The organism is Quadrisphaera sp. INWT6 (assembly GCF_015390235.1).
GTDB lineage: Bacteria > Actinomycetota > Actinomycetes > Actinomycetales > Quadrisphaeraceae > Quadrisphaera.
In genome coordinates this window covers 948025-974431 of record NZ_VUOH01000001.1, presented here as the reverse complement: position 1 = coordinate 974431, position 26407 = coordinate 948025, and the positions used below count along the sequence as shown (strand labels likewise).

The window sequence follows — 26407 nt, the reverse complement described above, 5'->3', positions numbered from 1 at the left end:
GGGGCGGGTCACGGGGCGAGCGGGTCCTCCGGCCAGGCGTGCTTGGGGTAGCGACCGCGCATCTGCGCCCTCACCTCGCGGTAGGCGCCGCGCCAGAAGCCGGCCAGGTCGGCCGTGACGGCCAGCGGCCGCCCCGCCGGGGAGAGCAGGTGGACGACGACGGCGACGCGCCCGTCGAGCACCCGCGGGGCAGCGGTCCAGCCCAGCACGCGCTGGAGGCGGACGGCGAGGACGGGCGCCGCGGGGTCGGACCAGTCCAGGCGGGCGCTGCCCTCCTCGGCTCGGGGCCCGGCGCCGCGCGGCCCCGCGCCCGCCGGCAGGGGCAGCCGCTCGGGCGCGAGCTCGTCGAGGCGGGTCGCCTCGGGCCACGGCAGCAGGCGCCGCAGGGCGGACGTCGTGTCGGTGCGCGCGAGGTCGGCGCGGCGGCGGGCCCCGGCCAGCTCGGGTCCCAGCCACTCGGCGGCCCGGGCGAGCAGCGCGTCGTCGTCCACGGCGGGCCACGGGTCGCCGAGGGCCGCCCGGCACGCGGCGAGGCGCTGCCGCAGCCGCACCGCGCCGTCGGGCCAGGGCAGCAGCGCGAGCCCGGCCTGCGCCAGCCCGTCGGCGAGGGCGCTGGCCACCAGGCCGCGCTGGCGCTCGTCGAGCGCGCCGGTGAGCGGACGGCTGGCCAGCTCGACGGCGCCGAGGCGCTCCACCCGGCGCGCGACCACGTCGCCCCCGGCGCCTCCCTGCCAGGACACCTCCTCGCCCTCGCGGACCAGCTGCGGCGCGGCGGCGCGGGCGCCGTCCTCGTCGAGCGCGGCGGCGGCGCGCACCCGCGCCTCGGGGTCGCTGCCGGACCTGTCGGCCACGGCGACCGCCAGCCAGGGCGCCCCCCGCAGCCCCGAGCCCGGCGCCAGGCGCACCGCGGTGCCGCCGGCGGTCAGGTAGGAGCCGCCAGCACCGGTGGCCGGGCCGCCGGGGCGCACCCGGGCGAGGCGCTCGGGGTGGGCCAGGCCGACGACCAGGGCCGCCGCGGCGTCGTCGCCGAGGCGCGACGACCGCGCGCCACCGGCAGGGCGCTGGTCGGCGGGCACGTCCGCGAGGGCGCCGGCCAGGCGGCGGACCTCCGCGCGCCAGCGGGCGGACCGGCCGGGGTCGTCGTCGCGGCGCAGGGACCTCCAGCTGGCGGCCACGTCGTCACCACCGGCGGCGCCGCTCCCCGGGCCTCCTCCGCCCACGAGGCCGTCCTCGCTGAGCAGGGCCACCACCTCGGCGGCCGTCCGCTCCCCCACGAGGGCCGCGCCGTCGAGCAGCGCGCGCCCCCACCGCGGCTCCAGGCCGAGGGACGCGACGGCGCGACCGCGAGCCGTGGGGCGCGCGGTGGCGGCGTCGTCGCCGTCGAGCAGGCCGAGGTCGTGCAGCACGCGGACGGCGGCGGCCGTGGCTCCCGCGGGCAGCGGGTCGAGCAGCGGGAGGCCCGCGCCGTCGGCCCGCGACCACGAGGCCAGCGCCAGCACCGCACCCGTCAGGTCGGCGGTGGCCACCTCGGGCTGCGGCTGGGCGGGGAGCCGCTCGTGCTCCAGGGCGGTCCAGCAGCGGTAGACCGCGCCGGGGGCCTCGCGGGCCGCGCGGCCGGCGCGCTGCTCGGCGGCGGCCCGGCTCACCCGCACCGTGGCCAGGCCGCCGAGGCCGCGGGCGTGGTCGGTGCGGGGCACGCGGGCGAGCCCGGCGTCGACGACGGTGCGCACGCCCGGCACGGTCAGGCTCGACTCGGCGACGGCGGTGGAGACCACGACGCGGCGGCGGCCGGGCGACGAGGGGGCCAGCGCGGCGTCCTGGTCGGCCGTGCTCTGCCGGCCCGAGAGGGCGAGGACGTCGACGTCGCCGCTGACCGTGGCCGCCAGGCGCGAGCGCACGCCGCCCACCTCGGCGGCGCCGGGGACGAAGACGAGGACGTCGCCGTCGCGCTCGGCCAGCGCGCGCCGTGCAGTGGCGGCGACGTGGTCGAGCAGCGCCGGGTCGGTGCGGGTGCCCTCGGGCGGGCGCACCGGCCGGGTGGGCGGGGCCCAGACCACCTCGAGGGGGTGCACGGGCGCGGTGGCGACGACGACGGGGGCGGGCCGCGCGGCGTCGACGTCCTGCTGGTCGTCGGCGTTCCCCAGCACGGCGGCGAGGCGGGCGGCGTCGGGGGTGGCCGAGGCGGCGAGGACCTGCAGGTCCGGTCGGAGCGCGGCGCGGGCGTCGAGCAGGAGGGCGAGGGCGAGGTCGGCGTCGAGGTGGCGCTCGTGCACCTCGTCGAGGACGACGGCGGCGACGCCGGGCAGCTCGGGGTCGTGCTGGACGCGGCGCAGCAGCAGGCCGGTGGTCACCACCTCCACGCGGGTGGCGGCGCTGGTGCGGCGCTCGCCGCGGACGCTCCAGCCGACGCGCTGCCCGACGGGCTCGCCCAGGAGCGAGGCCATGCGGCGGGCGGCGGCGCGCACGGCCACGCGGCGGGGCTCGGCGACCACCACGCGCCCCGCGCCCACCGGGAGGGCGCCGGCGAGGGCGAGCGGGACGAGCGTGGTCTTGCCGGTGCCCGGGGGCGCCACGAGCAGGGCGGTCCCCCGGCCGGCGAGCGCGGCGACGACGTCGTCGAGCACCTCCCGGACCGGCAGGTCGGTGCCGGGGGTCCCGGGAGGTGGCAGCACGCCGCCATCCTCCCGGGCCGGGGACCTCAGCTGCCCAGGAGGACCTCGCGGGCCGCGGCGCGGGCGGCCGCCGCGTCGTCGGCGGCGACGGCGGCGCGGGCCGCCTCCTGGCAGGCGGCCAGCTCGACCGAGGCCAGGCGGGCCCCGACGGAGGAGATCGCCGATGCGGCGCACGACAGCGACGTGATGCCCATGCCCACGAGCACCGCGCCGAGCAGCGGGTCGGCCGCGGCCTCGCCGCAGACGCCCACGGGCTTGCCGGCCACCGCGCCCGCCGCCGCCGTCAGCGCCACCAGCTGCAGCAGCGCGGGCTGCCACGGGTCGTTGAGGTGGGCGAGGTCTGCCGAGAGCCGGTCCGCGGCGAGCGTGTACTGGGCCAGGTCGTTGGTGCCGATGGAGAGGAAGTCGACCTCCCGCAGGATGCGCTCGGCGTGCAGCGCGGCCGCGGGGATCTCGATCATCACGCCGGCCTTGAGCCCGCGCTGGCGCACCTGCGCGGCGAACTCCCGGGCCTCGGCGGCGGTGGCGACCATGGGGGCCATCACCCACGGCGAGGTGCCGGTCTGCTCGGCGGCCAGGGCCACGGCGTCGAGCTGGCGGGTGAGGATGCCCGGCTGAGCCCAGGAGATGCGCAGGCCGCGGACGCCCAGGGCGGGGTTCTCCTCGTCGGGCGCGGTCGCGAACTTCAGCGGCTTGTCGGACCCGGCGTCGAGGGTCCGCAGCACGACCTTGCTGCCCTCGCCGGCGCCCTCGGCCCGCTCGGCGAAGGCGGAGAGCACCTCGCCGTAGATGCGCGCCTGCTCCTCGACGGAGGGCTCGGTGTCGGCGTCGAGGAAGCAGAGCTCGGTGCGGAACAGGCCCACGCCCTGCGCGCCGGTGGCGGCGGCCTTCGCCGCGCCCGCGCCGTCCTGCACGTTGGCGAGGACGTCGACGGCGTGGCCGTCGGCGGTGGCGCCCGGCCCGGTCCACGCGGCGACGGCGGCGCGCTCCCGCTCGGACTCCTCCACGCGCGCCCGCGCGTGGTCGCGGTCGGGCTCGACGCCCACCTCACCCGAGGTCCCGTCGACCAGGACGAACTGCCCGGTGGCGACGTCGTCGAGGCCGCCGACGGCGACGACGCAGGGGATGCCCAGCTGGCGGGCGATGATCGCGGTGTGGCTCGTGGGGCCGCCGCGCGTGGTCGCGATGGCGAGCACCAGCTCGGGCTGCAGGCCCGCGGTGTCAGCGGGGGCGAGGTCGTCGGCGAGCAGCACCGAGGGGTCGGCCGGGGTCGGCACGCCGGGCTCCTCCTGACCGGTGAGCTCGGCGACGAGCCGGTCGCGCAGGTCGGCGAGGTCGGTGACCCGCTCGGCCATGACCCCGCCGAGCTCGGTGAACATGGCGCTGAACTGCTCGGCCGCACCCACGACGGCCTGGTCGGCGGGGGCGCCGGCCTTGACGCGCTTGCCGACGGCGGCCAGCAGGCCCCGGTCGCGGGCGAGGCCGGCGGTGGCCTCCAGCACCTCGGCGGCGGCGCCCGAGGCGCGCGCGGCGCGGCCCTCGAGGCGGCCGGCGACGACCTCCGCGGCGGCCTGGAAGCGCTCCAGCTCGCCCGCGCGCGCGTCCTCGGCGACCGAGGGCTCCCCCGTGACCTCGGGCAGCCGGGGCCGGTCGGCGGGCCGGACGACGGGGCCGGCGCCGACGCCGGGGACGACCGGGATGCCGACCAGGACCCGACCGGTGGGGCCCTGCGGGGACGTGCCGGACGACTGCGGAGTGGTGGCGACGCTGCTCATCGAGGACTCCCGCGCTGGAGTGGGGGGCCATCAGCGGCCCTGGTCTGTCGGGCCCCAGCCTGCACCGGAACCACCCCTTGACACAACAACATGAACGGGCGTAGAACCACACATCACAAAGTTGTTTCCAACACGGTCCCACACACGGGGGACGCGAGCACCACCAGGAAGCAGCACGGGACCCAGGCACGAGGGAGTGCGCGGTTGTACGCGACGGAGCGCCACGAAGCGATCGCCGGACTGGTCCGCCAGCACGGCCGCGTCGCCGTGGCCGACGTGGCGGCACAGTTCGGCGTCACCACCGAGACGGTGCGGCGCGACCTGGCCGCCCTCGAGCGCGCTGGGCTGCTGCGCCGGGTGCACGGCGGCGCCGTCCCCACCAGCGCCCTGACGGTGGTCGAGCGCGCCGTGGCCGACCGCGACGCCGACCGCGCCGAGGTGAAGGACCGGATCGCCCGCGCGGCGCTCGACCTGGTGCCTCACGGCGGCTCGATCGCCCTCGACGCCGGCACCACCACCGTGCGCCTGGCCCGCCTCCTGCCCACCGACTCCCCGCTGCTCGTGGTGACCAGCGCCGTGCCGGTCGCCGCGCAGCTCGCCGGGGCCGGCGCGATCGACCTGCACCTCATCGGCGGCAGGGTGCGCGGCACCACGCACGCGGCGGTCGGCCCGGAGGCGCTGCGCGCCGTCGAGGCGCTGCGCGTGGACACCGCCTTCGTCGGCGCCAACGGCATCACCCCCGACCACGGCCTGACCACGCCCGACCACGACGAGGCCGCCCTCAAGCGGGCCCTCGTGGCCGCCGGTCGCCGCGTCGTGGTCCTCGCCGACGCCTCGAAGATCGGCAGCGAGCACCTGGTGCGGTTCGCCCAGCTCGACGAGGTCGACGTCCTCGTCACCGACGCCAGCGCCCCCCGGCGCGACCTGAAGTCCTTCGAAGCACGCGGAGTGGAGGTGGTGGTGGCGTGATCGTCACCCTGACGGCCAACCCCGGCCTGGACCGGCTGGTGCCCCTGTCCGGCCCCCTGGAGCGCGGCGGCGTGGTCCGCTCGGCGGCCGCCGTCGACGAGCCCGGCGGCAAGGGCGTCAACGTCGCCCGCGTGGTCGCCGCCGGCGGGCGCACCGCCGTCGCCGTCCTGCCCGGGCACCCGGACGACCCGCTGCTCCTCGCCCTGCGCGAGCTGCGGCTGGTGCACCGCGCGGTGCCGATCGCGGCCTTCGCCCGCGTGAACCTGACCCTCGCCGAGCCCGACGGCACGACGACGAAGGTCAACGCCCCCGGCGCTCCGCTGGGCCCCGCCGTGCGCGCCGGCCTCGCCGAGGCCCTGCAGCGCGAGGCCGCCGGTGCGCGTTGGGCGGTGCTGTCCGGCTCCCTGCCCCCCGGCGTCTCCGCCGGCTGGTACGCCGAGCTCGTGGCCGCGCTGCGCTCGACGGGCGCGCGCGTCGCCGTCGACACCTCCGGCGCGGCGCTGCTCGCCACCGCCGGCCCGGGCGCCGACGCCGCGGGCCTGCCCGACCTGCTGAAGCCCAACGCCGAGGAGCTCGCGGAGCTCACCGGCGTCGACGCGGGGTCCGCCTCGGCGGCGGGCGCGGCCTTGGAGGCCGACCCCGCCGCCGCCGCGGAGGCGGCACGCTCGCTGGTGGAGCGCGGGGTCGCGGAGGTGCTCGTCACGCTCGGCGGGCGCGGCGCGCTGCTGGTCACCGCCGACGGCGCCTGGCACGCCCAGCACGCCCCGGTCACCCCCGTCAGCACCGTGGGCGCCGGCGACTCCACGCTGGCGGGCTACCTGCTGGCCGACCTCGACGGCGCCGACGAGGCCGAGCGCCTCGCCGTCGCCGTGGCCCACGGCACCGCCGCCGTCCAGCTCCCCGGGTCGTCGCTGCCGACGCCCCAGCACCTGCGCCGCGACCTGGTGACGTCGCAGCGCCTCTGACCGCACCACCCCTCCCAGCTCCCCCGCTCCCCCCAGCACTCCCCAGCCGCTCGACCCAGACCGCCGACGACGTCGGCCAGACCAGGAGGACCCATGTCCACCGACACCTCAGCCCCGGCGGGGCTGATCACGCCGGAGCTCGTGCGCCTCGACGCCGACCTCGGCTCGCGCAAGGAGGACGTCATCGCCTCCCTCGCCGCGGTCGTCGCCGGCACCGGGCGCGCCACCAGCGCCGAGGGCCTGCAGCGCGACGCGATGGCGCGCGAGGCGCAGTCGGCCACCGGCCTGCCCGGCGGCATCGCCATCCCCCACTGCCGCTCGGAGGCGGTGACGACGGCGACCCTCGCCTTCGCCCGCCTCTCGCCCAAGGTCGACTTCGGCGCCCCCGACGGCGGCGCTGACCTCGCCTTCCTCATCGCGGCCCCGGCCTCCGGCGGGCAGGAGCACCTCAAGCTGCTGACCGCGCTGGCCCGCGCCCTGGTCAAGCCCGCCTTCACCGCCGCACTGCGCGCCGCGAAGACCGACCAGGAGGTCGTCGACCTCGTCACCGACGTGGTCACGCCGAAGCCGAAGGCCGCTAGCACCGACAGCGCAGCGAAGCAGGCGACCTCCACCCCCGCCGCGACCGCGAGCGCCGCTCCGGCCGCCGCCGGCGCCGCCTCGGCGTCGGTCGCCTCGGAGACCAGCGGCAAGGTCGTCGTCGCCGTGACGGCGTGCCCCACCGGCATCGCGCACACCTACATGGCCGCCGACTCCCTGGTCGCCGCCGCCGAGCGTGCGGGCATCACGCTGAAGGTCGAGACGCAGGGCTCGGGCGCCACCACGCCGCTGCCGCCGTCGCTCATCGCCAGCGCCGACGCCGTCATCTTCGCCACCGACGTCCCGGTGAAGGGCCGTGAGCGCTTCGCGGGCAAGCCGGTCATCGCCTCCGGCGTGAAGCGCGCCATCAACGAGCCCGACGCGATGGTCGCCGAGGCGCTGACCGCGTCGACCGACCCGCAGGCGGCCCGCGTGGCCGGCGGCGGTGCGGGGGCCGGCGCTGCAGCGGCGACCGCGGGCCAGGGGGGCGACGTGTCGTTCTGGGTCAAGGTGCGCCAGGTGCTGCTGACCGGCGTCAGCTACATGATCCCGTTCGTGGCCGCCGGCGGTCTGCTGATCGCCCTCGGCTTCCTGTTCGCCGGGTACCGGGTCACCAACCTGCCCACGGGCGCCGACGACATCCTGCTCAACAACTCGCTGTGGAACCTGCCGGACGTCGCCGCGCTGAAGGCGGCAGACCCGACGCTGGCCGGCAACGCTCTGCGCGACAGCGCGCTGCTCGTCTACCTGGGTGCCGTCTTCTTCAAGATCGGCGGCCTGGCGTTCGGCTTCCTCGTGCCGGCGCTGGCGGGCTACATCGCGTTCGGCATCGCCGACCGCCCCGGCATCGCCCCCGGCTTCACCGCCGGCGCGGTGGCGGGCTTCTCCGGCGCCGGCTTCCTCGGCGGCATCGTCGGCGGTGTGCTGGCGGGCCTGGTCGCCTACTGGTTCTCGCGCCTCGACGTCCCGAAGTGGCTGCGCGGCCTCATGCCCGTGATGATCATCCCGCTGGCGGCCTCGATCGTGGCCGGTGGCCTGATGCTCCTCGTGCTCGGCCGTCCGCTGGCCGCCGCGACCAACGGCCTGACCGACTGGCTGAACGGCCTGTCCGGCAGCGCCGCGATCCTGCTCGGGATCATCCTCGGCCTGATGATGTGCTTCGACCTCGGCGGCCCGGTCAACAAGGCGGCCTACGCCTTCGCCACCGCCGGACTCGCCGCGCAGACCCCGGCCTCGTTCCAGGTCATGGCGGCCGTCATGGCGGCCGGCATGGTGCCGCCGCTGGCGATGGCACTGTCCACCGCCGTCCGCCCGAAGCTGTACTCGGCGGTCGAGAAGGAAAACGGCAAGGCCGCCTGGCTGCTGGGCGCCTCCTTCATCTCCGAGGGCGCCATCCCGTTCGCGGCGGCCGACCCGCTGCGCGTCATCCCGGCCTCGATGGTCGGTGGCGCGGTCACCGGTGCGGCGATCATGGCCTTCGGAACGGAGCTCCGCGCCCCCCACGGCGGCTTCTTCGTCTTCTTCGCGATGCAGCCCTTCGTGACCTTCTTCATCGCGGTGCTCCTCGGGACCATCGTCTCGGCGCTGGTGGTCACGCTCCTCAAGGCGACGGCCAAGACCCCGGTCGCGGCCTGACCGCCGCTCTGATCGACTCGTCCCAGACACGCCCCCTCACGAAGGAGAGAGCACCGTGCCCAGCACCACCGTGACCGTCGGGTCCGCCGTCGGCCTGCACGCCCGCCCCGCCGCCGTCATCGCCCAGGCGGCGACGGAGACCGGCGCCGAGGTCACCCTCGCAGTGGCCGGCGAGGAGCCGGTCGACGCCGGCTCCGCGCTGCTGATCATGACCCTGGGCGCGGCCCAGGGCGACGAGGTCACCGTCGAGTCCGACGACGAGGCCGCGATGAAGGTCGTGGCCGACCTGGTCGCCAAGGACCTGGACGCCTGACCTCCCGCTCCACCTGCTCCACCTGACGAGGGCCCCCGCCGATCCCGGCGGGGGCCCTCGCGTCATGCCCCGACCGCACCTCGTCCGTGATCATGGGCTTCCGCCACCCCTGGCGCGCGCTCGACGGTGATGAGGTCACCGGGCTGGCAGCCGAGGGCGTCGCACACGGCGGTCAGCGTCGAGAAGCGCACCGCGCGCGCCCGGTCGTTCTTGAGCACCGACAGGTTGACCACGGTCACCCCGGCCAGCTCGGACAGCTGGACCAGGGTCATCCCCCGCTCCGCGAGCAGCGCGTCGAGGTGGCAGCGGACGCGGTGACCGGTGCCGTCGTCGTCCTCGGCGGGGGTCCCGCGGGGGCTCAGACGAGCCCCTCGGCGTCGCGGGCGAGCTTCTCGCCCTGCCGGAACGCCTCGGCGAGCGCGAGCAGGAGCCCGATGACGAGCAGCGGCGCGAGGTCGAGGGGGACGTGGACACGACCAGCGGCGACCCGGGTCCGTCGAGCCCCAGGCGCGCCAGGACCCGTGCGGCGGCCGCAGCCGGCAGGAGGGGGGCCGCGTAGGAGGCGACCGCCACCGCCCCTGCGACCACGGCGAAGCACCGGGCTCCCCCGGGTGCGAAGGGCTCGCCCCGCCCCACCCCCATGACGAGGCGGCGCAGCGCCAGGGCGGACGCACCGGCCGCGGTCCACCGCAGGAGCGCGTCACCTCGCGCGAGCGCCCACTCCCCGCGGGTCGCCTGGCCGTGCGCCCGCAGCTCGAGGTCGGAGTTGGGGACCTCGAGCCGCAGGGAGACCTGCGCTGCGATCGCGGCCGGGACGAGGCCGTCCGGGAGGGGGAGGTCGACCACCGCGGGGCGCTCCCCCGGCGCCACGAGCTGGTCGGCGCCCGCGGCCGAGAGGGCGACGGGAACGCGGACCAGAGCGCCCGCCTGCGTCAGCCCGTTGACCCAGTAGGCGGGGCCGGCGACCAGGGCGACGACGCCGAAGATCCCGAGTGCGGCCTCGACGAGACCCAGGGCCCAGGGCTTGGCGTACCGCTTCTCGGCGATGCTCACACCGCACCGTGGCCCATCGACAGTCGATGGGGCAAGAGGCGCGACGGGGTGGCGGACGCCCATGATCACGAGGGGTGGCGCGACGGCGGAGTCCAGGGGCAGGACGGGGCCGATCACGGCCCTGGACTCCGCCGTCGCGGAGGCGAGAGCCTCAGCTCAGGCGGAGCGCTCGGCGAGCAGCACCAGGCGGTCGAGGCGGCGCCGCTGTCCGCAGCCGGACAGCGGCGCGGCGAGGCGCTGCACCAGCGGGCCGAGCGGCCCGCCCACCTCAGCGCGGAACTCCACGCGGCTGCCTCCGCCGGGGGCAGCGCTGACGAGCTGGGAGTACCGCAGCTCGTGGCCGGCGGCCCGGGTGCGCCAGCGCATCCCGCCGTCCGGGACCACCTCGGTGACCTCCATGGTGGTCGCCGGGCCGAACCACGGCTTGACGCGTCCGCGCCACCCCGGGTGCACCCGCCCCTGCGCCGGGTCGGTGCGCACCACGTGCGGTGACCAGAGCGGCCAGGACGCCACGTCGACGAGCAGGTCGTGGACGACGGCGGGGGCCGCCGCCGTGGTCCGCTCCCGGGTGATCGGGGGCGCCGGGCGCAGGAGCATCACCGCCTCACGGTGGCAGCGCCTGCACGTCCCCGCGAGGCGTGCGCGCCCCTCCTGCCCACGACGATCACGCACCTCAGCGCCATCTCGGGCGCAGCTCGACGCTCGAGGTGGCGCGCAGGTGCGTGATCGTCGCGGGAGGGGGGTGACGGGTGTCATGCCCGGGGCGTGAGGAGCGCACCCGCACCCGTGAGGGAGCGCACTGACCGCGGGCCCCGCGCCGCGGGAGCGTGGAGCCATGACCACGACAGCAGCCACCCCCGCAGAGCGGACGAGGACGGCGGACGACCTCGTCGTCGACGTCCGCGGACTGGTCGTCGCCTACGGCTCCTTCCGCGCCGTCGACGGCGTGGACCTCGACGTCCGCCGCGGGGAGGTGTTCGCCCTCCTCGGCACCAACGGCGCCGGCAAGACCTCCACGCTGGAGGCCCTGCAGGGGTTCCGCCCCCGCGCCGCCGGTCAGGTCGACGTGCTCGGTGAGGACCCGAAGGTCTCCACCCGCCGCATCCGCGCCGCCTCCGGCGTGATGGTGCAGGAGGCGGGCTTCGTGCCCGAGGCGACGCCGGTCAGCGCGCTGCAGCTGTGGGCGTCGCTGAGCAGCCGGGTGGACGACGTCGACGCCGTGCTCGAGCGCGTCGGCCTGGCCCACCGCCGCGGCGTGCTGGTCAAGGACCTCTCCGGCGGCGAGCGCCGCCGCCTCGACCTGGCGCTCGCGGTGTGGGGCGCCCCCGACCTCATCGTGCTCGACGAGCCGACCGCGGGCCTCGACCCGGAGTCGCGCGCCACGCTGTGGGGCTTGGTCCGCGAGCTGCGCGACGGCGGCACCACGGTGCTCATGACCACGCACCACCTCGAGGAGGCCGAGCAGCTGGCCGACCGGGTCGCGATCATGCACCGCGGCCGCATCGCGGTGCGGGGCACCCTCGCGGAGGTGCTCGACCAGCGCCCTGCGCGCATCACCGCGGTGCGGCGCCTCGCCGGCCGGCCCGACGAGCAGGTCGACGTCCGCACGCACGACCTGCAGGGCGACCTGCTCACCCTGCTCCTCGACGCGCAGCGCACCGGTGCCGAGCTGCACCGGCTCCGCGCCACCCCGGCCTCCCTCGACGAGGTCTTCCACTCCGTCGTCCGCTCCACCCCCGAGCCCAGCACCGCCGAGGAGGCGTCCCGATGAGCACCCTGACCACGAACGCTCGCCAGCGACGCACCGTGACGCCGGCGCAGCGCGTGCTGCGCCTGGCCCGCTTCGAGACGCAGATGCTCGTCAAGCAGCGCACCACGCTGCTGACGCTGCTGAGCGGCCCGCTCGCCATCCTCTTCCTCGTCTCCGTCACCCCCGGCGGGTCCCCCGAGGCGCTGGCGGCGCTCATCGGCATGGGCGTGGTGGTCGTCATGGCCGTGACCTCGCACCTGGCCGCGGTGATGCTGACCGTGAACCGCCGCGAGGCGCAGGTGCTCAAGCGGCTGCGCACCTCAGAGCTGAGCAGCGGCGAGCTGGTGGCCGGGATGTACCTGCCCCTGGTGGTCGTGGGCGTCGTGGAGGCGTTCGCCGTGCTCGCCGTCGTCGTCGGGCGCGGTGGCCCGCTCCCCGACGCGCTCGGCTGGGCGCCGTGGCTGGCGGGCGTCGCCATCGCCTCGGTGGGCTTCGTGGCCGCGGGCGCGGCGATCGCCGGGATGGCCGGCAACGCCGAGAAGGCCAACTGGGCCGCGGTGCCGCTGCTGTTCCTCATCGCCGCCGCCGCGAACATGCTCACCGTCCCGGTGCTCCCCGAGGCGATGCGCCAGGTGCTGCTGCTGGTGCCCTTCACCAGCGCCGTCGACCTGCTGGCCCGCACCTCGTCGGCCGGGGTGGGCCTGGTGGAGCTGCCGGTCGTGGCCGGGGTGGTCTCCCCGGTGCTGGTCGACCTGGCGCTGCTCCTGGCGTGGACGGCGGTGTCCGTCTGGCTGGCGCGCCGCCTCTGGCGCTGGGAGCCCCGCGGCTGATGCAGCACCCTGTCCGTGTGACGACGGAGCGGGGAGCGCCACCACGACGGACCGGCCCAGCGGGTCGCCCGACGTGGTGGCGCTCGCCGCGCGCGTGGTGGGCGTCCCTGTCGCAGGTCCAGCGGGTCGAGGTCTACACCGCGCAGGTCCTGTACTGGCTGGGGGTCCCCGCGCCGCTGCTCCTCCTCGTGCTGACGCGAGGCACCGGCCCGGGGTGGCTGCTCGCCCTGGTGGTGGGGCTGTCCGCCGCACAGGGAGCTGCAGCGTTCGTGGTGCTGAGGTCGGGGCTGGAGCCGCACTTCGCGCGCCAGCAGCGGAACGGGCTGCTCGCGCTCGGTGCCACGACCGCCGCGCTGCTGGCGAGCGCGGCCCTGGTGCCGCCCGCCGCAGAGCTGGCGGGCTCGCCCCGCCAGGCCGTCGTCGTCTACACGGTGATGTTCTCCCCCGCTGCCGTTGCCGTCGTCCACCGCCGCGCGGGCTGGCTGCTGCCGCTCCTCGCCGGCGCCGCGACGGGCCTGGCCGCGGCCAGCGGGGGGACGACGCCGCTGGTGGCGGGCGCCACCGCCGTCGTCACCGTGCTCGCCTCGGCGTTCATTGTCATGACCGTGCGGCTGTCGGTGTGGCTGCTCGACGTGGTCCGCCAGCTCGCCGACGCCCAGGGCGACCGCGCCCGCCTCGCCGTGGCCGAGGAGCGGCTCCGGTTCGCCCGCGACCTGCACGACGTGGTCGGCCGCGACCTGTCGGCCATCGCGCTCAAGAGCGAGGTCGTGGCGCGCCTCGCCGAGCGCGGACGGCCCGAGGCCGTGGCGGAGGCGATGGCGGTGCGCGAGCTGGCGCAGTCGTCGCTGGCGGAGGTCCGCGCCGTCGTCCGCGGGCACCGCCGGGCCGACCTGCTCACCGAGCTCGCCGGCGCGCGGGCGCTGCTCGCGTCCGCCGAGGTGGCGTGCGAGGTGCGCGTCGACGACGCGGTCGCGACAGCCCTGCCGGCTCCCGCGCAGGAGGCCCTGGCGTGGGCGCTGCGCGAGGCGGTCACCAACGTGGTGCGCCACGGGCACGCGCGCACCTGCGCGGTGTCGCTGTCGGTCGTCGACGGCGCGGCGGTGCTGGTGGTGCGCAACGACGGCGGCGACGCTGCGTCCGACGGCGCTCGCGACGGCGGGTTGCGCCCCGGTGCGGGGCTGTCCGGGCTGCGCGAGAGGCTGGAGGCCCGGGGAGGCTCGCTCGACGTCCGCCGCGAGCGCGGCCGGGTGGTGCTGACCGCCACCACGCCGGCCGACGCCCGGACCGGACCGCGCACCCGACCCCACGAGCAGGAGGCGCACGCGTGACCCCCTCACCCATCAGGGTGCTGCTGGCCGACGACGAGCAGCTCATCCGCACGGCGCTGGCCACGCTGGTCGACCTCGAGGACGACGTCGAGGTGGTGGGCCAGGCGGCCTCCGGCACGGAGGCCGTGGCGGTGGCGCGCGCGCTGCGGCCCGACGTGGCGGTGCTCGACCTGCAGATGCCGGGGCTCGACGGCATCGAGGTGGCAGCTGCGCTGAGGGCGGAGGTGCCCGGCTGCGGCGTCGTCATCGTCACCGGGCACGGGCGGCCCGGTCACCTGAAGCGGGCGCTGTCCACCGGGGTGCGGGGGTTCCTGCCGAAGACGACGTCGGCGGCGGTGCTGGCGCAGGTGATCCGCACGGTGCACGCGGGCGGGCGGCACGTCGACCCCGAGCTGGCGGCCGACGCCATCGCCGCGGGCGACTCCCCGCTGACGCCGCGCGAGGCCGACGTGCTCGAGCTGGCGGCCGGCGGGGCGAGCGTCGAGGAGATCGCGGTGCGGGCGTCGCTGTCCCCGGGGACGGTGCGCAACTACCTGTCGGCCGCGGTGCAGAAGCTCGGGGTGGCCAACCGCCACGAGGCCGTCAGCCGCGCCCAGGCCGCCGGCTGGATCTGAGCTGCGGACAGCGCCGCCCCACCTGGCGCTCACGCGCACGGTCGTCGCAGCGGGCGGCCCTTCATCCCCCGCCCCGCACGACCATGCGCCTGAGCATCACATCGCGGAGCACGCGGCACTGAGGTTCGCGGTCGTCGACGGAGGGGCAGCGCCGTGACCGAGCAGGAGGTCTGGCCCCTGGGGGCTGCCGGCGTCGTCGTCCTGCCCTCGGGACGGCGGGTGCGGGGCCGCGGAGTGCGTGCCGGTGCTCCCCCACCCGGTCTGCAGCCCGACGTCAGCTACCAGTGCACCTGGCAGCGGCCCGCACCCCGGGCGTGGCCGGTGCGCTGGGTCCGCTGGCCCGACTTCGGGCTGCCGCTGGTGCCGTCCGACGCCCGGGCCGCGCTGCGGGAGGCGTGGGAGCGCGCCGCCACCGAGCGCGTCGAGGTCACCTGCGTCGGCGGGAACGGGCGCACGGGCACGGCGCTCGCGGTGCTGGCGGTCCTCGACGGGGTCCCACCGGGGCGGGCGGTGGCGTGGGTGCGGGCGAGCTACCGGCCCACCGCGGTCGAGACCCCGTGGCAGCGGTGGTGGGCGGTGCGCTGACCCGGGCTGCCTCAGGTGTCGCCGAGCCAGACCTTGCCGTAGCGGGGCAGCTCCACCTCGAACGAGCCGTCGGGGACCGTGCGCGGGGTGGCCGTCAGCAGCTCCACCAGCTCCGTGCCCGGCTCCACCACACCGCCGGGCACGGTCACGGTCACCGGCTCCGCCGACAGGGAGTGCAGCGCCAGCACGGTGCGCCCCCGCCACGTCATGGTGTGCGCCAGCACCGCCGGCTCCCCGACGTCGAGCAGCCGCAGCTCGCCACGACCGAGCTCGGGGCGACCGCGGTAGGCGCGCAGCATCTTGCGGAAGAAGTGCAGCAGCGAGTCGGGGTCGCGCTCCTGGTCGGCCACCACCGGGCCGGGCCCTGCGTCGCCGGTGGACCACGCCATCGGCGTGCGGACCGACATGCGGCCGGGGATCGACAGGTCCTCGAGCTGCCCGACCTCCTCGCCGTAGTAGAGGACGGGGGTGCCCGGCAGGCTCCACGTCAGGCAGTACGCCAGCTCCAGGCGGTCGCGGTCGCCGTCGACCATCGTCGGCAGGCGCAGGCGGAGGCCACGACCGAACAGCTGCACCTCCTCGTCGGGGCCGAAGGCGTCGAAGACCTCCTGGCGCTCGGCCTCGGAGAGCTGGTCGAGGGTCAGCTCGTCGTGGTTGCGCACGAAGAGGCCCCAGCTCTTGCCCTCGGTGAGGTCGGGTCGCGACTCCAGCGCCCCGCGGACCGGAGCGGCGTCCGCGCGCGCCATCGCCAGGTAGAACGCCTGGTTCAGGGTGAAGTCGAAGCACATCGTCATGCGCTGGCCCGCGCCGCCGAAGAACGGGGCGATCTCGTCGCGGGGCTTGTTGACCTCGCCGAGCATCACCGCCTCGGAGCTGCGCCGGGACAGGAAGGTGCGCATGACGTCCAGCATCGCCAGCGACTCGTCCAGGGCGGTGTCGGCGTCGTGCTGGTCGTCCCGCTCACCGGCGGAGGGGCCCGGCGGGGCGGCGTCGTCCGCATCACCGGTGCGGGTCGCGGTCTCCGCCAGGAAGGGCGCGGCGTCGACGCGGAACCCCGCCACGCCCAGCTGCAGCCAGAAGCCCATGATGCGGCGGATCTCGTCGCGGACCTCGGGGTTCGAGGTGTTGAGGTCGGGCTGGTGGCGGTAGAAGCGGTGGCGGTAGTAGAGCCCCGCCACCTCGTCGCGGCTCCAGACCGAGTCCTCGGCGTCCGGGAAGATGATGTCCGCGTCGGCGTCCTCCGGGTCCGGCTCCTCGCGCCACACGTACCAGTGGCGGTAGGGGGAGTCCGGGTCGGAGCGGGCCGACTGGAACCACGGGTGGTCGTCGCTGGTGTGGTTGACGACGAGGTCGACGATGACGCGCATCCCGCGCTCGCGGGCCGCGCGCACCACCTCGACGAACTCACCCAGGGTGCCCATGCCGTCGTCGACGCCGTAGTAGTCGGAGATGTCGTAGCCGTCGTCGCCCTCGGGCGAGGGGTAGAACGGCTGGAACCACAGGAAGTCGACGCCGAGGTCGACGAGGTGGTCGAGGTGGGCTCCCAAGCCGGCGAGGTCGCCGCGGCCGTCGCCGTCGGAGTCGGTGAAGCGCTTGATGTCGAGGCAGTAGCCGACGGCGGTCGCCCACCACTCATCGGCGGTCGTGGTCAGCATCAGAGGATCCCCGTCCGGGTCGTGGTGGCACTGGCAGCAGACCGGTCCGTCGCCGGTGTGGTGCCTCCCCCGCGCTCTGCGAGCGCCTGCGCCGTCGTCCCGTCGCCGGTGCGGCCCACCAGCTCCGGTGGGGCCGTCGGCGAGAGCCGTGGCAGCACCCGCTCCCCCGCCTCGTCGATCCACGCCTCGAGGTGCTGGCCCACGTGGTGGAGGTAGACGCCGTCGAAGCCGAGCTCGGCCCACCCCGCCAGGGTGTCCGCGACGTGCGCGGCGTCAGCCGAGACGAGCACCGACTCCTCGAGCTCGGCGGGCTGGACCCGCAGGCCGATGTCGTCGAACTGCTCGACGGTGGCGAGGTCGGCGAGGACCTTGGAGCTGAAGACGTTGTTGCGCCACTGCTCGTGCGCCACGGCCAGGGCCTCCTCGTGGGTGGGCGCCCAGGACAGGTGCACCTGGAGGTTCACCGGGCCGGTGCCGCCCGCCCCGCGGTAGGCGTCCACGACGGATCGCATCTGGTCGGGCGGGGCGTTCACCGTGATGAGGCCGTCGGCCCAGCTCGCGGCCCACTCCGCGGTGCGGGGGGTCAGCGCGGCCGCGAGCAGCGCCGGCGCGCGCTCGACGGGGGGACGGCTGAAGACGCGCGTCTCGTGCACGGTGACGCGGCCGCGGTGCGTGACCTCCTCGCCCGCGAGCAGCCGGCGGACGACGTCGACCACCTCCGCCAGGCGCGCGTCGCGCTCGTCCTTCGGCGGCCACCCGTCACCGGTGACGTGCTCGTTCATGTACTGGCCGCTGCCGAGCGCCGCCCAGAAGCGCCCGGGGAACATCTCGGACAGCGTCGCGATGCCCTGCGCGGTGACGGCGGGGTGGTAGCGCTGACCCGGCGCGTGCACCACGCCGAAGGGCAGCCGCGTGCGGGCGAGCGCCGCCCCGAGCCACGCGAACGCCAGGCCCGACTGCCCCTGGGCGGTGCCCCAGGGCGTGATGTGGTCCGAGCACATGGCGGCGGTGAACCCCGCCTCCTCGGCCCTGACGGCGTACTCGAGCAGCCTGCTCGGCGGGACCTGCTCGTGGCTGCAGTGGAAGCCGATCACCGTCACGCGCAGCGACGCTAGGGCGACCCCGGCCAGCAGGCACGTCGGGCACGACTCCGCGACCGGTGGTAAAGACGTGGTCAAGACCGGCGGTCAGGCACCGCCTCGAGGGCCCGAGTGCCGTCCAGGACCTGCGCCCCGGTGCTCCGCCGGAGGCGTGCGGCCACCCGGAGCGCACCGCTGCGCGTGGCCGCGGAGGTCGGCGTCCGGACGGCGCCGCCGTCCTGCGCGTGGTGCAGCACGACCTCCCACCGGTGCATCACACCGCCGGAGGCGCGCCCCACCGTGACGACGGCCCCCGGCAGCTGCTGCGCGAAGAGCTCCAGGGAGTCGACGCGCCGGGAGACGACGGCGTCCTCCCCCAGCAGGCGCGCCACCCCGGTGGTCACGTCGGCCAGCCCGGCGGCGTCGAGCCCAGCGACCACGTCGAGCACCACGCGCAGCTCCGCACCACCGCGGCCCGGCTCGCAGCTGGACCGCACGACGCCGGTGACGGTCTCGGCCGCCGCGCGCACGCCGGCCGCCACTGAGGGGTCGCGCCACGACGGCGTCCACGGCTCCCCCTGGGCCAGCGCCCACAGCGCAGGACGCGGGACGACGACGGATCCGGTGGGGCCCCTCACCCCCGGGTCGAGCACCAGCAGCTGCTGGCCCTCCTGCACCGCGCTGACCGCTGCGCGCCGCGCCTCGACGGGGACGGGGCGGGCCTTCGCGCTCCACGCGGTCAGGGCGGCGACGGAGGTGAAGACGGGCAGCGCGTCGCGGCCGTCGGGCGACCGCAGGGTGGGGATGGCCATGTCGGCGCCCAGGTCACCGCCGGTCGCCTCGTCGGTGCCGGCGGAGACCGCCGTCACGGGGACGAACAGCCGGGCCCCCGGCAGGGCGGCGAGCAGCGCCTCGACGTCGACCGGCTCCCCGCTGGCGCGCGCCGCGTCGAGGACGGCGGCCAGCGCCGGGGCGAGGCCGCCGTCGTCACCGGCGAAGGGGTTGTTGGTCAGTGTGCGGCCCGCCCACGGGGTGCCGGCGGAGTCGCCGTGGGCGTCGCCGTGGCGGCCGGAGGTGTTCGGGAGGTCCATGATCATCCCCGGAGGCGAGCGCGGAGGGAGGCTGTGATCACGGGCGGGGTGGGGGTCAGGGGCGGCCGGCGACGTCGAGGGCCTCGGGGAGCGTGAACGCCCCCGCGTACAGCGCCTTGCCGACGATCGCGCCCTCCACGCCGTCGCCCACCAGCGCGCGCAGGGCGCGCAGGTCGTCCAGGGAGCTCACGCCGCCGGAGGCGATGACCGGGGCCTTCGTGGTGGCGCACACCTGCGCGAGCAGCTCGGTGTTCGGGCCGCGCAGCGTCCCGTCCTTGGTGACGTCGGTGACGACGTAGCGGGAGCAGCCGTCGCGGTCGAGGCGGGCGAGCACGTCCCACAGGTCGCCGCCCTCCTTCGTCCACCCGCGGGCGGCCAGGGTGGTGCCCCGCACGTCGAGGCCGACGGCGATGCGGTCGCCGTGGCGGGCGATGGCGCTGGCGGTCCACTCCGGGTCCTCCAGGGCCGCGGTGCCGAGGTTCACCCGGCGGCAGCCGGTGGCCAGGGCGCGCTCGAGGGAGGCGTCGTCGCGGATGCCGCCGGACAGCTCGACGTCGACGTCGAGGGTGCCGACCACCGAGGCGAGCAGCTCGGCGTTGGAGCCGCGCCCGAAGGCGGCGTCGAGGTCGACGAGGTGGATCCACTCCGCCCCGCCCTCCTGCCAGGCGAGCGCCGCGTCGAGCGGGGAGCCGTAGTGCGTCTCCGAGCCGGCCTCGCCCTGCACCAGGCGGACGGCCTGGCCGTCAGCGACGTCGACGGCGGGCAGCAGCTGCAGGCGGGGAGCTTCACTCACACCCGTCATCCTCCCAGGGACCCCGGGCACCTCCGGCCACCTCCCCTCCCGACCTCTCCCCACCCCTCCCCCGCGATGATCATGCAGATCCGCGCCACCACCGCGCTGCAGACCACCGCCTGGTGGCGCCCAGACGCATGATCGTCGCGGGGATGGCGGACAGCGGGGGGCCACCCCACGGCGGGGCTGGGCTCCGCTGCAGATGACGCCCCTTCCCCTCAGCTGACGCCCCTTCGCCGGCCCCGAAGGGGCGTCATCTGCGGGGAAGGGGCCGGGAGTGCGGCCCGGCGGCGTGACCGCTCGGTCGCCGGCCGGTCCTGGGGCGGAACCAGCCTTCCACCTGGCGCTCAGGCGCATGATCGTCGCGGGGGTGGCGCGGAGGTGCCGCGGTGGGCGTTCGGGGCCAGGCTGGGCGCCGTGATCGACATCCAGCCGGAGAGCCCGCCGCACGCCGTCGTCGAGCTGGCCCGCCGCCGGGACCCGGAGCAGCGCCGCGAGCACCTCGTCGCCGTCCTGCTCGACGCGTTCGCACCGCTCATCGAGGCCGACCCGGCGGCCTTCCGGAAGCGGTTCCGGAAGATGGCCGCGAGCCCCTGGACCTTCTACCGCGGCAGCGCGTGCCTCTTCTACGCCGACGTCGCGGCGGACGAGGTGGCGGGCACCGACCGGTGGGCCGACGAGCGCACCAGCCGCGTGTGGATCCAGGGCGACCTGCACGCCGAGAACTACGGCACCTACATGAACGACCAGGGCCAGCTGGTCTTCGACGTCAACGACTTCGACGAGGCCTACCTGGCCCCCTTCACGTGGGACGTGTGGCGGATGGCGGCGTCCCTGGCGCTCCTGGGGGTGGCCAAGGCCTTCGCCGACGCCGACATCGAGCGCATGGTCACCGCCTACTGCCGCGCCTACACCGAGCAGGTGCGCGCCTTCGCCACGAAGGACGACGACTCCGCCTTCGCGCTGCGCCTCGACAACACCGACGGGCCCGTCCACGACGCCCTCGAGCGGGCCCGCGCGGCCCGGCGCATCGACCTGCTCGACGCCGAGACGGTCATCTCCGACGGGCCGGGCTCCACCATCGACCGCCGCTTCCGCGAGAGCCCGCACCACCGCCGCCTCGACGAGGCGGAGCGCGCCGCCGTGCAGGACGCCTTCGACAGGTACCTGGAGACCATCCCGGACGCCAAGCGCGGCGAGCGCATCGAGTACGTCGTCAAGGACGTCGTCGGGCGCTCCGGCATCGGCATCGGCAGCGCCGGGCTGCGGACCTACAGCCTGCTGCTGGAGGGCCGGACGCAGGCGATGGAGAACGACGTCGTCCTGTCGATGAAGCAGGGGGTGGTGGCGGCGCCCTCGCGGGTGGTGGGCCGGCCGGTGGGGCACGACGGGTCCACCGAGCTGTTCACCGACCACGGGCACCGGACCGCGGTCAGCCAGCGCGCGCTGCAGGCCCACGCCGACCCGTGGCTGGGCCACACGAGCATCGACGGCGTCGGGTACGTGGTCAGCGAGGTGTCGCCGTACACCGCGGACCTGGAGTGGGACGACGTCGACGAGCCCGACCAGGCCGTCGCCCTCCTGCGCGACCTGGGCCGCGCCACCGCCAAGGTGCACTGCGTGGCCGACGCGGCCAGCGACTCCGGGGAGGGCAGCGCCGTCCCGTTCCAGGTGGAGGAGGCCGTGGTCGCCGTGCTCGACGCCGCGGGCGGCGACGAGGAGTTCGCCGCCGACGCGGTGGCGTTCGCGGCGGGGTACGCCGAGGTGGTCCGCGACGACTTCCGCCTCTTCGTCGACGCGTTCCGCAACGGCGCCTTCCCCGGCCTCTGACCCCAGCCCGCCCCCTCCACCACCGTGGTGTCAGGTCACGCGGTGCGGTGCACGGGGGTGCCGCCGACCACCGTGAGGACGACGGGCGCCGCCGCGAGGTCTGCTGGCGGGGCGGAGGTCGGGTCGACGCCCACCGCTGTCAGGTCTGCCGCGGCCCCCACCCGGACGACCCCGCGCGCCGCGTCGCCGGCCGCGAGCGCCGGGGCGCGGGTGTACCCGGTGAGGGCGGTCGCGGCGCTGATGGCCTGGTCGGGGCCGACGGGCGGGGCGTCGTCGTCCTCGACGGGGCGGCGCAGCTGGGCGGCGGCCATGATCGCGCGGGCGTCGTAGTGGGCGACGGGCCAGTCGGAGCCGAGCACGACCAGCGCGCCGGCGCCCAGGAGGTCGCGGATGCGCCAGCCGCGCCCGGCGCGCTCGGGGCCGAGGCGCACCGACCAGTTGTCGCTGCCGTCAGCGGCCACGAAGTGCGAGCAGTGCGTCGGCTGCATCGAGGCCGTGACGCCGGAGCGGCCGATGCGGGTGACGAGGTCGTCGGGGAGGGTCTCGAGGTGCTCGAGGCGGTGCGCGGCCCGGCGACCGGGCGGGCCGTCCAGCGGCGCCGGCGGGCCGAGCGGCTCCAGCACGTCGAGCACGAACCGCACGCCGCCGTCGCCGATGGCGTGCGTGACCGTGGGGACGCCCGCGGCGTCGAGCGCCCGCACGACGCGGGCGTAGGCCTGCGGGTCGCGCCAGTACGAGCCGGTGCTCTCGCCGTTGGCGTCGGGGTGGTCGAGCCACGCGGTGCCGCCGTCGACCGTCCCGTCGATCATCAGCTTCACCCCCGCCACGCGCCAGCGCCGCCCGGTGCGCTCCTGCCACGCGACGAGCTCGGCGACGCCGTCGTCGTCGACCCCCGGCATGCAGAACGGGGCGACGCGCAGCCGCAGCGGCAGGTCGCCGTCGCCCTCGAGGCGGTCGAGCAGGTCGAGGGAGGCGGCGTCGCCGTCCATGACGTGGGCGCCGACCAGGCCCTGCACGGCCATGTCGTCGAGCAGGGAGCGCAGCCGGGTGCGCAGCTCGGCGTCCGGTGCACTGGGGGCGTGGCGGTCGGCGAGCGCCATCGCGTCCCACTCGAGCAGGAACCCCGTGGGACGCGGGCCACCGGGGGCGTCGTCGCAGACGACCTCGGCGGTGCTCGCGAAGCGGCGCGGACCGTCGATGCCCGCGGCCCGCAGCAGCGACGTGCTGGCCAGGGAGGAGTGGGCGTCGGCCATGCGGAGCAGGCAGAGCGCACCGCCGAGCACGTCGTCGACGAGGTCGGCGCGCGGCACCCCGCCGGGGAAGACGTCGGGCACGAGGCCCCAGCCCTGCACCCAGCCGTCGGTGCTCTCCCGGGCCAGCCGGGCGAGGCGGCCGCGCAGCTCGGCCAGCGTCCGGACGCCGGTGAGGTCGGCGCCGGCTGACATCGCGAGGCTGCCGACGGGGTGGGAGTGGCCGTCGACCCAGCCCGGCGTCAGCGCCGCGCCGCCCAGCGGCAGCACCTCGGTGCGCGCACCGCGCCACCGCTCGGCCACCTCGTCACCGCCGACGTCGACGACGACCCCGCGCGCCACCGCCACGGCGCTCGCGCGCGGGAGCGCCGGGTCGAGGGTGACGACGTCGGCGTCGACCAGCAGCAGGTCCGCCGCGGACGAGCTGCTCGACGGGCTGCTCAACGGAGGGAGGTGACCCAGTTGCGCAGCAGCTGCGCCCCGGCGTCGCCGGACTTCTCCGGGTGGAACTGCGTGGCCGAGAGCGGCCCGTTCTCCACGGCGGCGATGAAGCGGGTGCCGTGCGTCGACCACGTCACCTGCGGCGGGCGGCGGCGCAGGGAGCCGTCCTCGCGGACGTCCTCGTCCATGGCCCACTGCTGCACCCCGTAGGAGTGGACGAAGTAGAAGCGCTCGGACTCGACGCCGCGGAAGAGCACCGAGCCGGCCGGGGCTCGACGGTGTTCCACCCCATGTGGGGGACGACGGGCGCGTCGAGGCGCTCGACGGTGCCCGGCCACTCCCCCAGGCCCTCGCTGGTGGTGCCGTGCTCGACGCCGCGCTCGAACATCACCTGCATCCCGACGCAGATGCCCAGCACGGCCCGCCCGCCGGCGAGGCGGCGGTCGACCACCTCGGCACCGCGCACGCCGCTCAGCCCCTGCACGACCGTCTCGAAGGCCCCGACACCGGGCACGACGAGGCCGTCGGCCTCCTGGGCGGCGCGGCGGTCGGCGGTCAGCTCGACCTCGGCACCCGCCCGCTCCAGGGCGCGCACGGCGGAGCGGAGGTTGCCGGAGCCGTGGTCGAGGACGACGACGCGCGGGCGCCTGCCAGCGCCGCCAGCGGTGGTGGCGCTGGTCACGGGGCCGGTGGAAGGGGTCTCCGCACTCACGTGACCAGGCTAGGCGCCCCTGGCGTGTGACCCAGACCACTCGCTCCTGGTCAGCGACCGCCGCGTGATCCGGTTACCGTCGCCCAGCACCAGGTCCCGCCCCGCGCCGGACGAGCCGCCCACCGGGCTGGCCGGTGCACCCGCGCGAGAGAGGTCTGACCATGGCTCCTGTGCGACACCCCTACCCCCGCCGCGACGTCACCACCGACGACGCCGGCCGCGTCATGAACTGGGCCCGCAACGCCGAGCTGGCCCCCGCCGGGTCGAGCGCGTCCGTCGTCTCCGCGACCTCCGAGGCCGAGGTGAGCGCCCTGCTCGCCTCCCGCCCGGGTCGCGTGCGCGTCGTCGGCAACCGCATGTCCTCGGGCCGCCTGCTCGCCCCCGTCGAGGGCGAGGTGCTGCTCGACGTCGTCGCGCTGCGCGGCCTGCTGGCCCGCGGTGACGACTGGGCCACCTTCGCCGGCGGCACCACCATGCAGGAGGTCTACGACGTCCTCGCCGAGCACGGCCGCGAGCTGCCCGCCTCCCCCGGCGTCATCGCCGAGCAGACGCTCGCGGGCGCGCTGGCCACCGGCACGCACGGCCAGGGCCTGCAGCAGAGCTCCATCGGCGACACCGTCCTGTCGATGCGGCTCGTGCTCGCCGACGGCACCGTCGAGGAGTTCGCCGCCGACCACCCCTGGTTCGGCGCGCTGCAGCTGGGCCTGGGCTCCCTCGGCGTGGTCACCGCCGTCACCCTGCGCACCGTCCCGGGCCGGATCCTCACGTGCGCCAAGAGCGCCTCCAGCGCCGCGACGCTCGAGAGCGACCTGGTCGCGTGGAACCACGACCACGAGATGAGCAAGGCGTGGTGGTTCCCGGAGGACGAGCGCGTCCACGTGTGGACCGCCCGCGAGGCCACCGCCGCCGAGGCCGAGGAGCACCGCGCCGGCGGGGGCGCGCTGGTGGAGCGCACCGAGCGCAGCACCGCCATGAACGAGGCGGTCGACGCGGCGCTCGCTCACATGCGCGCCGACACCCGCATCGTCGACTCCCAGGGCAAGCCGTTCCGCACGGTGACCCGCTTCAAGGACTTCTCCGACGTGACCGGCGACGTCTACCAGGTCTTCATGCGGGGCATCGCCACGCCGCAGATCAACGTCGAGATCGGGGTCCCGCTGGAGCGGGCCGCCGCCGTCGTCCAGGAGCTGCGCGACTGGTACGACCGGACCAACCCCCACCTGCACTACCCGATCATCCTGCGCGCGACCGGGCCGTCGCGGGCGTGGCTGAGCCCGTCGCACGGGCAGGACACGCTCTACTTCGGCTTCGTCGTCTACTACGCCGAGGACGGCTCGCTGAGCACCGAGGGCGCCGAGTTCCTCGTCGAGGTCGAGAAGCTGCTCGCGGCCCACGGCGGTCGCCCGCACTGGGGCAAGTACTTCGACCCCGACCTGTACGACTGGTCCGCGCTGTACCCGCGCTTCGAGGAGTTCGCCGCCGTGCGCGACGCCCTCGACCCCGAGCGCGTGTTCCTCAACGCCTTCACCGACCGGCTCTTCGCCCGCGCGTCCGTGGGAGCCGCCGCGTGATGGCCTGGGCCGCGCTGCTCACCGAGCCGTCGTACCTCGTGGGCGTGCGCGCGCTGCACGCCTCGCTGCGCCGCACCGGCACGCAGCACCCCTTCGTGGTGATGGTCACCGACGGCGTCGACGACGCCGCGCGCTCGCTCCTCGAGGGCGAGGGAGCCCTGGTGCGCGAGCTGCCCCGCGCCGCCCCCGACCCGCGGCTCGAGGCGCACTACGCCAACGCCCGGTTCGTGGAGGTGTGGAGCAAGCTCGGCGCGTGGGGCCTGACCGAGTTCGACAGGCTCGTGGTGCTCGATGCCGACATGCTCGTGGTGCAGCCGATGGACGAGCTGTTCGAGGTGGAGCTGCCCGAGGGCGGCCTCGCGGCGTGCCACGCCTGCCGGTGCAACCCGAACCGCATCGCCAGCTATCCCGCCAGCTGGAAGCCCGAGAACTGCTTCTACACGCACTGCCGGGGGGCCTCGCACGTCTCCGAGCCCGGGGTCGAGGACTACTTCAACGGCGGGTTCCTCGTCATCGAGCCCGACGCTGCGGTGCACGAGGCGCTCATGTCCCGCCTGGCGGGCCTGGACGACCTGACGGCGTACCAGTTCGCCGAGCAGGACTTCCTCAACGAGGTGTTCGCGGGCCGCTGGCGGCAGATGCCGTACGTCTACAACGCGCTCAAGACGCTCCCCCACCAGCACCCGCAGCTGTGGGACGCCTCCGAGGTGAAGAACATCCACTTCATCATCGACAAGCCGTGGGAGCGCCGCCCGGAGCCGGGCGACAGGTACGCCGAGCTGCACCAGCTCTGGTGGGACGCGGCCGACGCCGTCCCGGGCCTGGTGCCGGCGCACGCCTGACCCCGCCCCCTCTCCTCGCAGCCGAGCGCCTGGTTGCGGTTCCCGACCTCTGGGAACCGCAACCAGGCGCTCGGC

At 76.2% G+C, this 26407-nt stretch carries 21 protein-coding genes and 1 pseudogene; 12 read left to right on the top strand and 10 right to left on the bottom strand.

Annotation, left to right across the window (positions count from 1 at the left end; all coding sequences use genetic code 11):
• Window positions 1–8 precede the first annotated feature (8 nt).
• Together hrpB and F1641_RS04370 are read right to left on the bottom strand one after the other, a co-directional pair.
• Window positions 9–2672, bottom strand: a complete 2664-nt coding sequence (gene hrpB / locus F1641_RS04375; RefSeq protein ID WP_309225381.1) for an ATP-dependent helicase HrpB — start codon at window positions 2670–2672, stop codon at window positions 9–11.
• 26 nt (window positions 2673–2698) lie between these two features.
• Window positions 2699–4447 carry a phosphoenolpyruvate--protein phosphotransferase gene (locus tag F1641_RS04370; RefSeq protein WP_194903149.1) on the bottom strand — a complete coding sequence of 583 codons (1749 nt, stop codon included), beginning with the start codon at window positions 4445–4447 and terminating at the stop codon, window positions 2699–2701.
• 204 nt (window positions 4448–4651) lie between these two features.
• Between F1641_RS04370 and F1641_RS04365 the strand changes: the two genes are divergently transcribed.
• The 4 genes from F1641_RS04365 to F1641_RS04350 all read left to right on the top strand — a co-directional run bounded on the left by F1641_RS04365 (window position 4652) and on the right by F1641_RS04350 (window position 8908).
• A complete protein-coding gene (locus F1641_RS04365; protein WP_194903148.1) occupies window positions 4652–5416 on the top strand; it encodes a DeoR/GlpR family DNA-binding transcription regulator in 765 nt (254 codons plus the stop codon).
• On the top strand, window positions 5413–6381 hold the full coding sequence (locus F1641_RS04360) for a 1-phosphofructokinase family hexose kinase (RefSeq protein ID WP_194903147.1): 969 nt from the start codon (window positions 5413–5415) through the stop codon (window positions 6379–6381). Before F1641_RS04365 ends, F1641_RS04360 begins: the two co-directional genes overlap by 4 nt.
• 93 nt (window positions 6382–6474) lie before the next feature.
• Window positions 6475–8595, top strand: a complete 2121-nt coding sequence (locus F1641_RS04355) for a fructose-specific PTS transporter subunit EIIC (RefSeq protein ID WP_194903146.1) — start codon at window positions 6475–6477, stop codon at window positions 8593–8595.
• 55 nt (window positions 8596–8650) lie between these two features.
• A complete protein-coding gene (locus tag F1641_RS04350) occupies window positions 8651–8908 on the top strand; it encodes an HPr family phosphocarrier protein (protein WP_194903145.1) in 258 nt (85 codons plus the stop codon).
• Window positions 8909–8970: 62 nt separating this feature from the next.
• Here F1641_RS04350 and F1641_RS04345 read toward each other — a convergent pair whose 3' ends face one another.
• Window positions 8971–9270, bottom strand: coding sequence for a helix-turn-helix transcriptional regulator (locus tag F1641_RS04345; protein WP_194903393.1), 300 nt, complete (start codon window positions 9268–9270; stop codon window positions 8971–8973).
• Window positions 9271–10117: 847 nt separating this feature from the next.
• Window positions 10118–10558, bottom strand: coding sequence for an SRPBCC family protein (locus tag F1641_RS04340; protein WP_255514135.1), 441 nt, complete (start codon window positions 10556–10558; stop codon window positions 10118–10120).
• Between the two features lie 238 nt (window positions 10559–10796).
• Between F1641_RS04340 and F1641_RS04335 the strand changes: the two genes are divergently transcribed.
• The 5 genes from F1641_RS04335 (at window position 10797) to F1641_RS04315 (ending at window position 15068) form a co-directional block, all read left to right on the top strand.
• Window positions 10797–11732: an ABC transporter ATP-binding protein gene (locus tag F1641_RS04335; protein ID WP_194903143.1), complete on the top strand. Its 936-nt coding sequence runs from the start codon at window positions 10797–10799 to the stop codon at window positions 11730–11732.
• Window positions 11729–12541, top strand: a complete 813-nt coding sequence (locus F1641_RS04330; RefSeq protein WP_194903142.1) for an ABC transporter permease — start codon at window positions 11729–11731, stop codon at window positions 12539–12541. The genes F1641_RS04335 and F1641_RS04330 overlap by 4 nt, the downstream gene beginning before the upstream one ends.
• A 17-nt stretch (window positions 12542–12558) precedes the next feature.
• On the top strand, window positions 12559–13869 hold the full coding sequence (locus tag F1641_RS22895; protein WP_194903141.1) for a sensor histidine kinase: 1311 nt from the start codon (window positions 12559–12561) through the stop codon (window positions 13867–13869).
• Entirely contained in the window at window positions 13866–14483 is a 618-nt protein-coding gene (locus F1641_RS04320) for a response regulator transcription factor (RefSeq protein ID WP_194903140.1), read from the top strand. The genes F1641_RS22895 and F1641_RS04320 overlap by 4 nt, the downstream gene beginning before the upstream one ends.
• 153 nt (window positions 14484–14636) lie before the next feature.
• On the top strand, window positions 14637–15068 hold the full coding sequence (locus F1641_RS04315) for a protein-tyrosine phosphatase family protein (protein WP_255513856.1): 432 nt from the start codon (window positions 14637–14639) through the stop codon (window positions 15066–15068).
• Window positions 15069–15079: 11 nt separating this feature from the next.
• Here F1641_RS04315 and F1641_RS04310 read toward each other — a convergent pair whose 3' ends face one another.
• The 4 genes from F1641_RS04310 to priA all read right to left on the bottom strand — a co-directional run bounded on the left by F1641_RS04310 (window position 15080) and on the right by priA (window position 19695).
• Window positions 15080–16723 (bottom strand): alpha-amylase family glycosyl hydrolase, encoded by a 1644-nt coding sequence (locus tag F1641_RS04310; protein ID WP_206690460.1) that lies wholly within the window; start codon window positions 16721–16723, stop codon window positions 15080–15082.
• Window positions 16723–17823, bottom strand: coding sequence for a TIGR03885 family FMN-dependent LLM class oxidoreductase (locus F1641_RS04305; RefSeq protein ID WP_194903139.1), 1101 nt, complete (start codon window positions 17821–17823; stop codon window positions 16723–16725). Before F1641_RS04305 ends, F1641_RS04310 begins: the two co-directional genes overlap by 1 nt.
• 74 nt (window positions 17824–17897) lie before the next feature.
• Window positions 17898–18893 (bottom strand): SseB family protein, encoded by a 996-nt coding sequence (locus F1641_RS04300; protein ID WP_194903138.1) that lies wholly within the window; start codon window positions 18891–18893, stop codon window positions 17898–17900.
• A gap of 55 nt (window positions 18894–18948) precedes the next feature.
• Window positions 18949–19695 (bottom strand): bifunctional 1-(5-phosphoribosyl)-5-((5-phosphoribosylamino)methylideneamino)imidazole-4-carboxamide isomerase/phosphoribosylanthranilate isomerase PriA, encoded by a 747-nt coding sequence (gene priA, locus F1641_RS04295; RefSeq protein WP_194903137.1) that lies wholly within the window; start codon window positions 19693–19695, stop codon window positions 18949–18951.
• 417 nt (window positions 19696–20112) lie between these two features.
• Here priA and F1641_RS04290 point away from each other — a divergent pair, with 417 nt between their 5' ends.
• Complete coding sequence (locus tag F1641_RS04290; protein WP_375541461.1) at window positions 20113–21516, top strand: DUF2252 domain-containing protein; 1404 nt, start codon at window positions 20113–20115, stop codon at window positions 21514–21516.
• Between the two features lie 35 nt (window positions 21517–21551).
• On the opposite strand, the gene F1641_RS04285 is transcribed toward F1641_RS04290, so the two are convergent.
• Complete coding sequence (locus F1641_RS04285) at window positions 21552–23210, bottom strand: amidohydrolase (RefSeq protein WP_194903136.1); 1659 nt, start codon at window positions 23208–23210, stop codon at window positions 21552–21554.
• Window positions 23207–23889: pseudogene (hisH, locus tag F1641_RS04280) on the bottom strand (imidazole glycerol phosphate synthase subunit HisH). The gene F1641_RS04285 and the pseudogene hisH overlap by 4 nt, the downstream one beginning before the upstream one ends.
• A gap of 191 nt (window positions 23890–24080) precedes the next feature.
• Between hisH and F1641_RS04275 the strand changes: the two are divergent.
• Window positions 24081–25490 (top strand): D-arabinono-1,4-lactone oxidase, encoded by a 1410-nt coding sequence (locus F1641_RS04275; RefSeq protein ID WP_194903135.1) that lies wholly within the window; start codon window positions 24081–24083, stop codon window positions 25488–25490.
• A complete protein-coding gene (locus F1641_RS04270) occupies window positions 25490–26332 on the top strand; it encodes a glycosyltransferase family 8 protein (RefSeq protein WP_255514129.1) in 843 nt (280 codons plus the stop codon). The genes F1641_RS04275 and F1641_RS04270 overlap by 1 nt, the downstream gene beginning before the upstream one ends.
• The last annotated feature ends 75 nt before the right edge of the window (window positions 26333–26407 follow it).

What these genes read in the sequence shown, in the direction of transcription:
- F1641_RS04370 (WP_194903149.1), bottom strand. Translation starts at nt 4,447, where the DNA reads ATGAGCAGCGTCGCCACCACTCCGCAGTCGTCCGGCACGTCCCCGCAG.
- F1641_RS04355 (WP_194903146.1), top strand. Translation starts at nt 6,475, where the DNA reads ATGTCCACCGACACCTCAGCCCCGGCGGGGCTGATCACGCCGGAGCTC.
- F1641_RS04340 (WP_255514135.1), bottom strand. Translation starts at nt 10,558, where the DNA reads ATGCTCCTGCGCCCGGCGCCCCCGATCACCCGGGAGCGGACCACGGCG.
- F1641_RS04335 (WP_194903143.1), top strand. Translation starts at nt 10,797, where the DNA reads ATGACCACGACAGCAGCCACCCCCGCAGAGCGGACGAGGACGGCGGAC.
- F1641_RS04330 (WP_194903142.1), top strand. Translation starts at nt 11,729, where the DNA reads ATGAGCACCCTGACCACGAACGCTCGCCAGCGACGCACCGTGACGCCG.
- F1641_RS04310 (WP_206690460.1), bottom strand. Translation starts at nt 16,723, where the DNA reads ATGCTGACCACGACCGCCGATGAGTGGTGGGCGACCGCCGTCGGCTAC.
- F1641_RS04300 (WP_194903138.1), bottom strand. Translation starts at nt 18,893, where the DNA reads ATGGACCTCCCGAACACCTCCGGCCGCCACGGCGACGCCCACGGCGAC.
- priA (WP_194903137.1), bottom strand. Translation starts at nt 19,695, where the DNA reads ATGACGGGTGTGAGTGAAGCTCCCCGCCTGCAGCTGCTGCCCGCCGTC.
- F1641_RS04275 (WP_194903135.1), top strand. Translation starts at nt 24,081, where the DNA reads ATGGCTCCTGTGCGACACCCCTACCCCCGCCGCGACGTCACCACCGAC.
- F1641_RS04270 (WP_255514129.1), top strand. Translation starts at nt 25,490, where the DNA reads ATGGCCTGGGCCGCGCTGCTCACCGAGCCGTCGTACCTCGTGGGCGTG.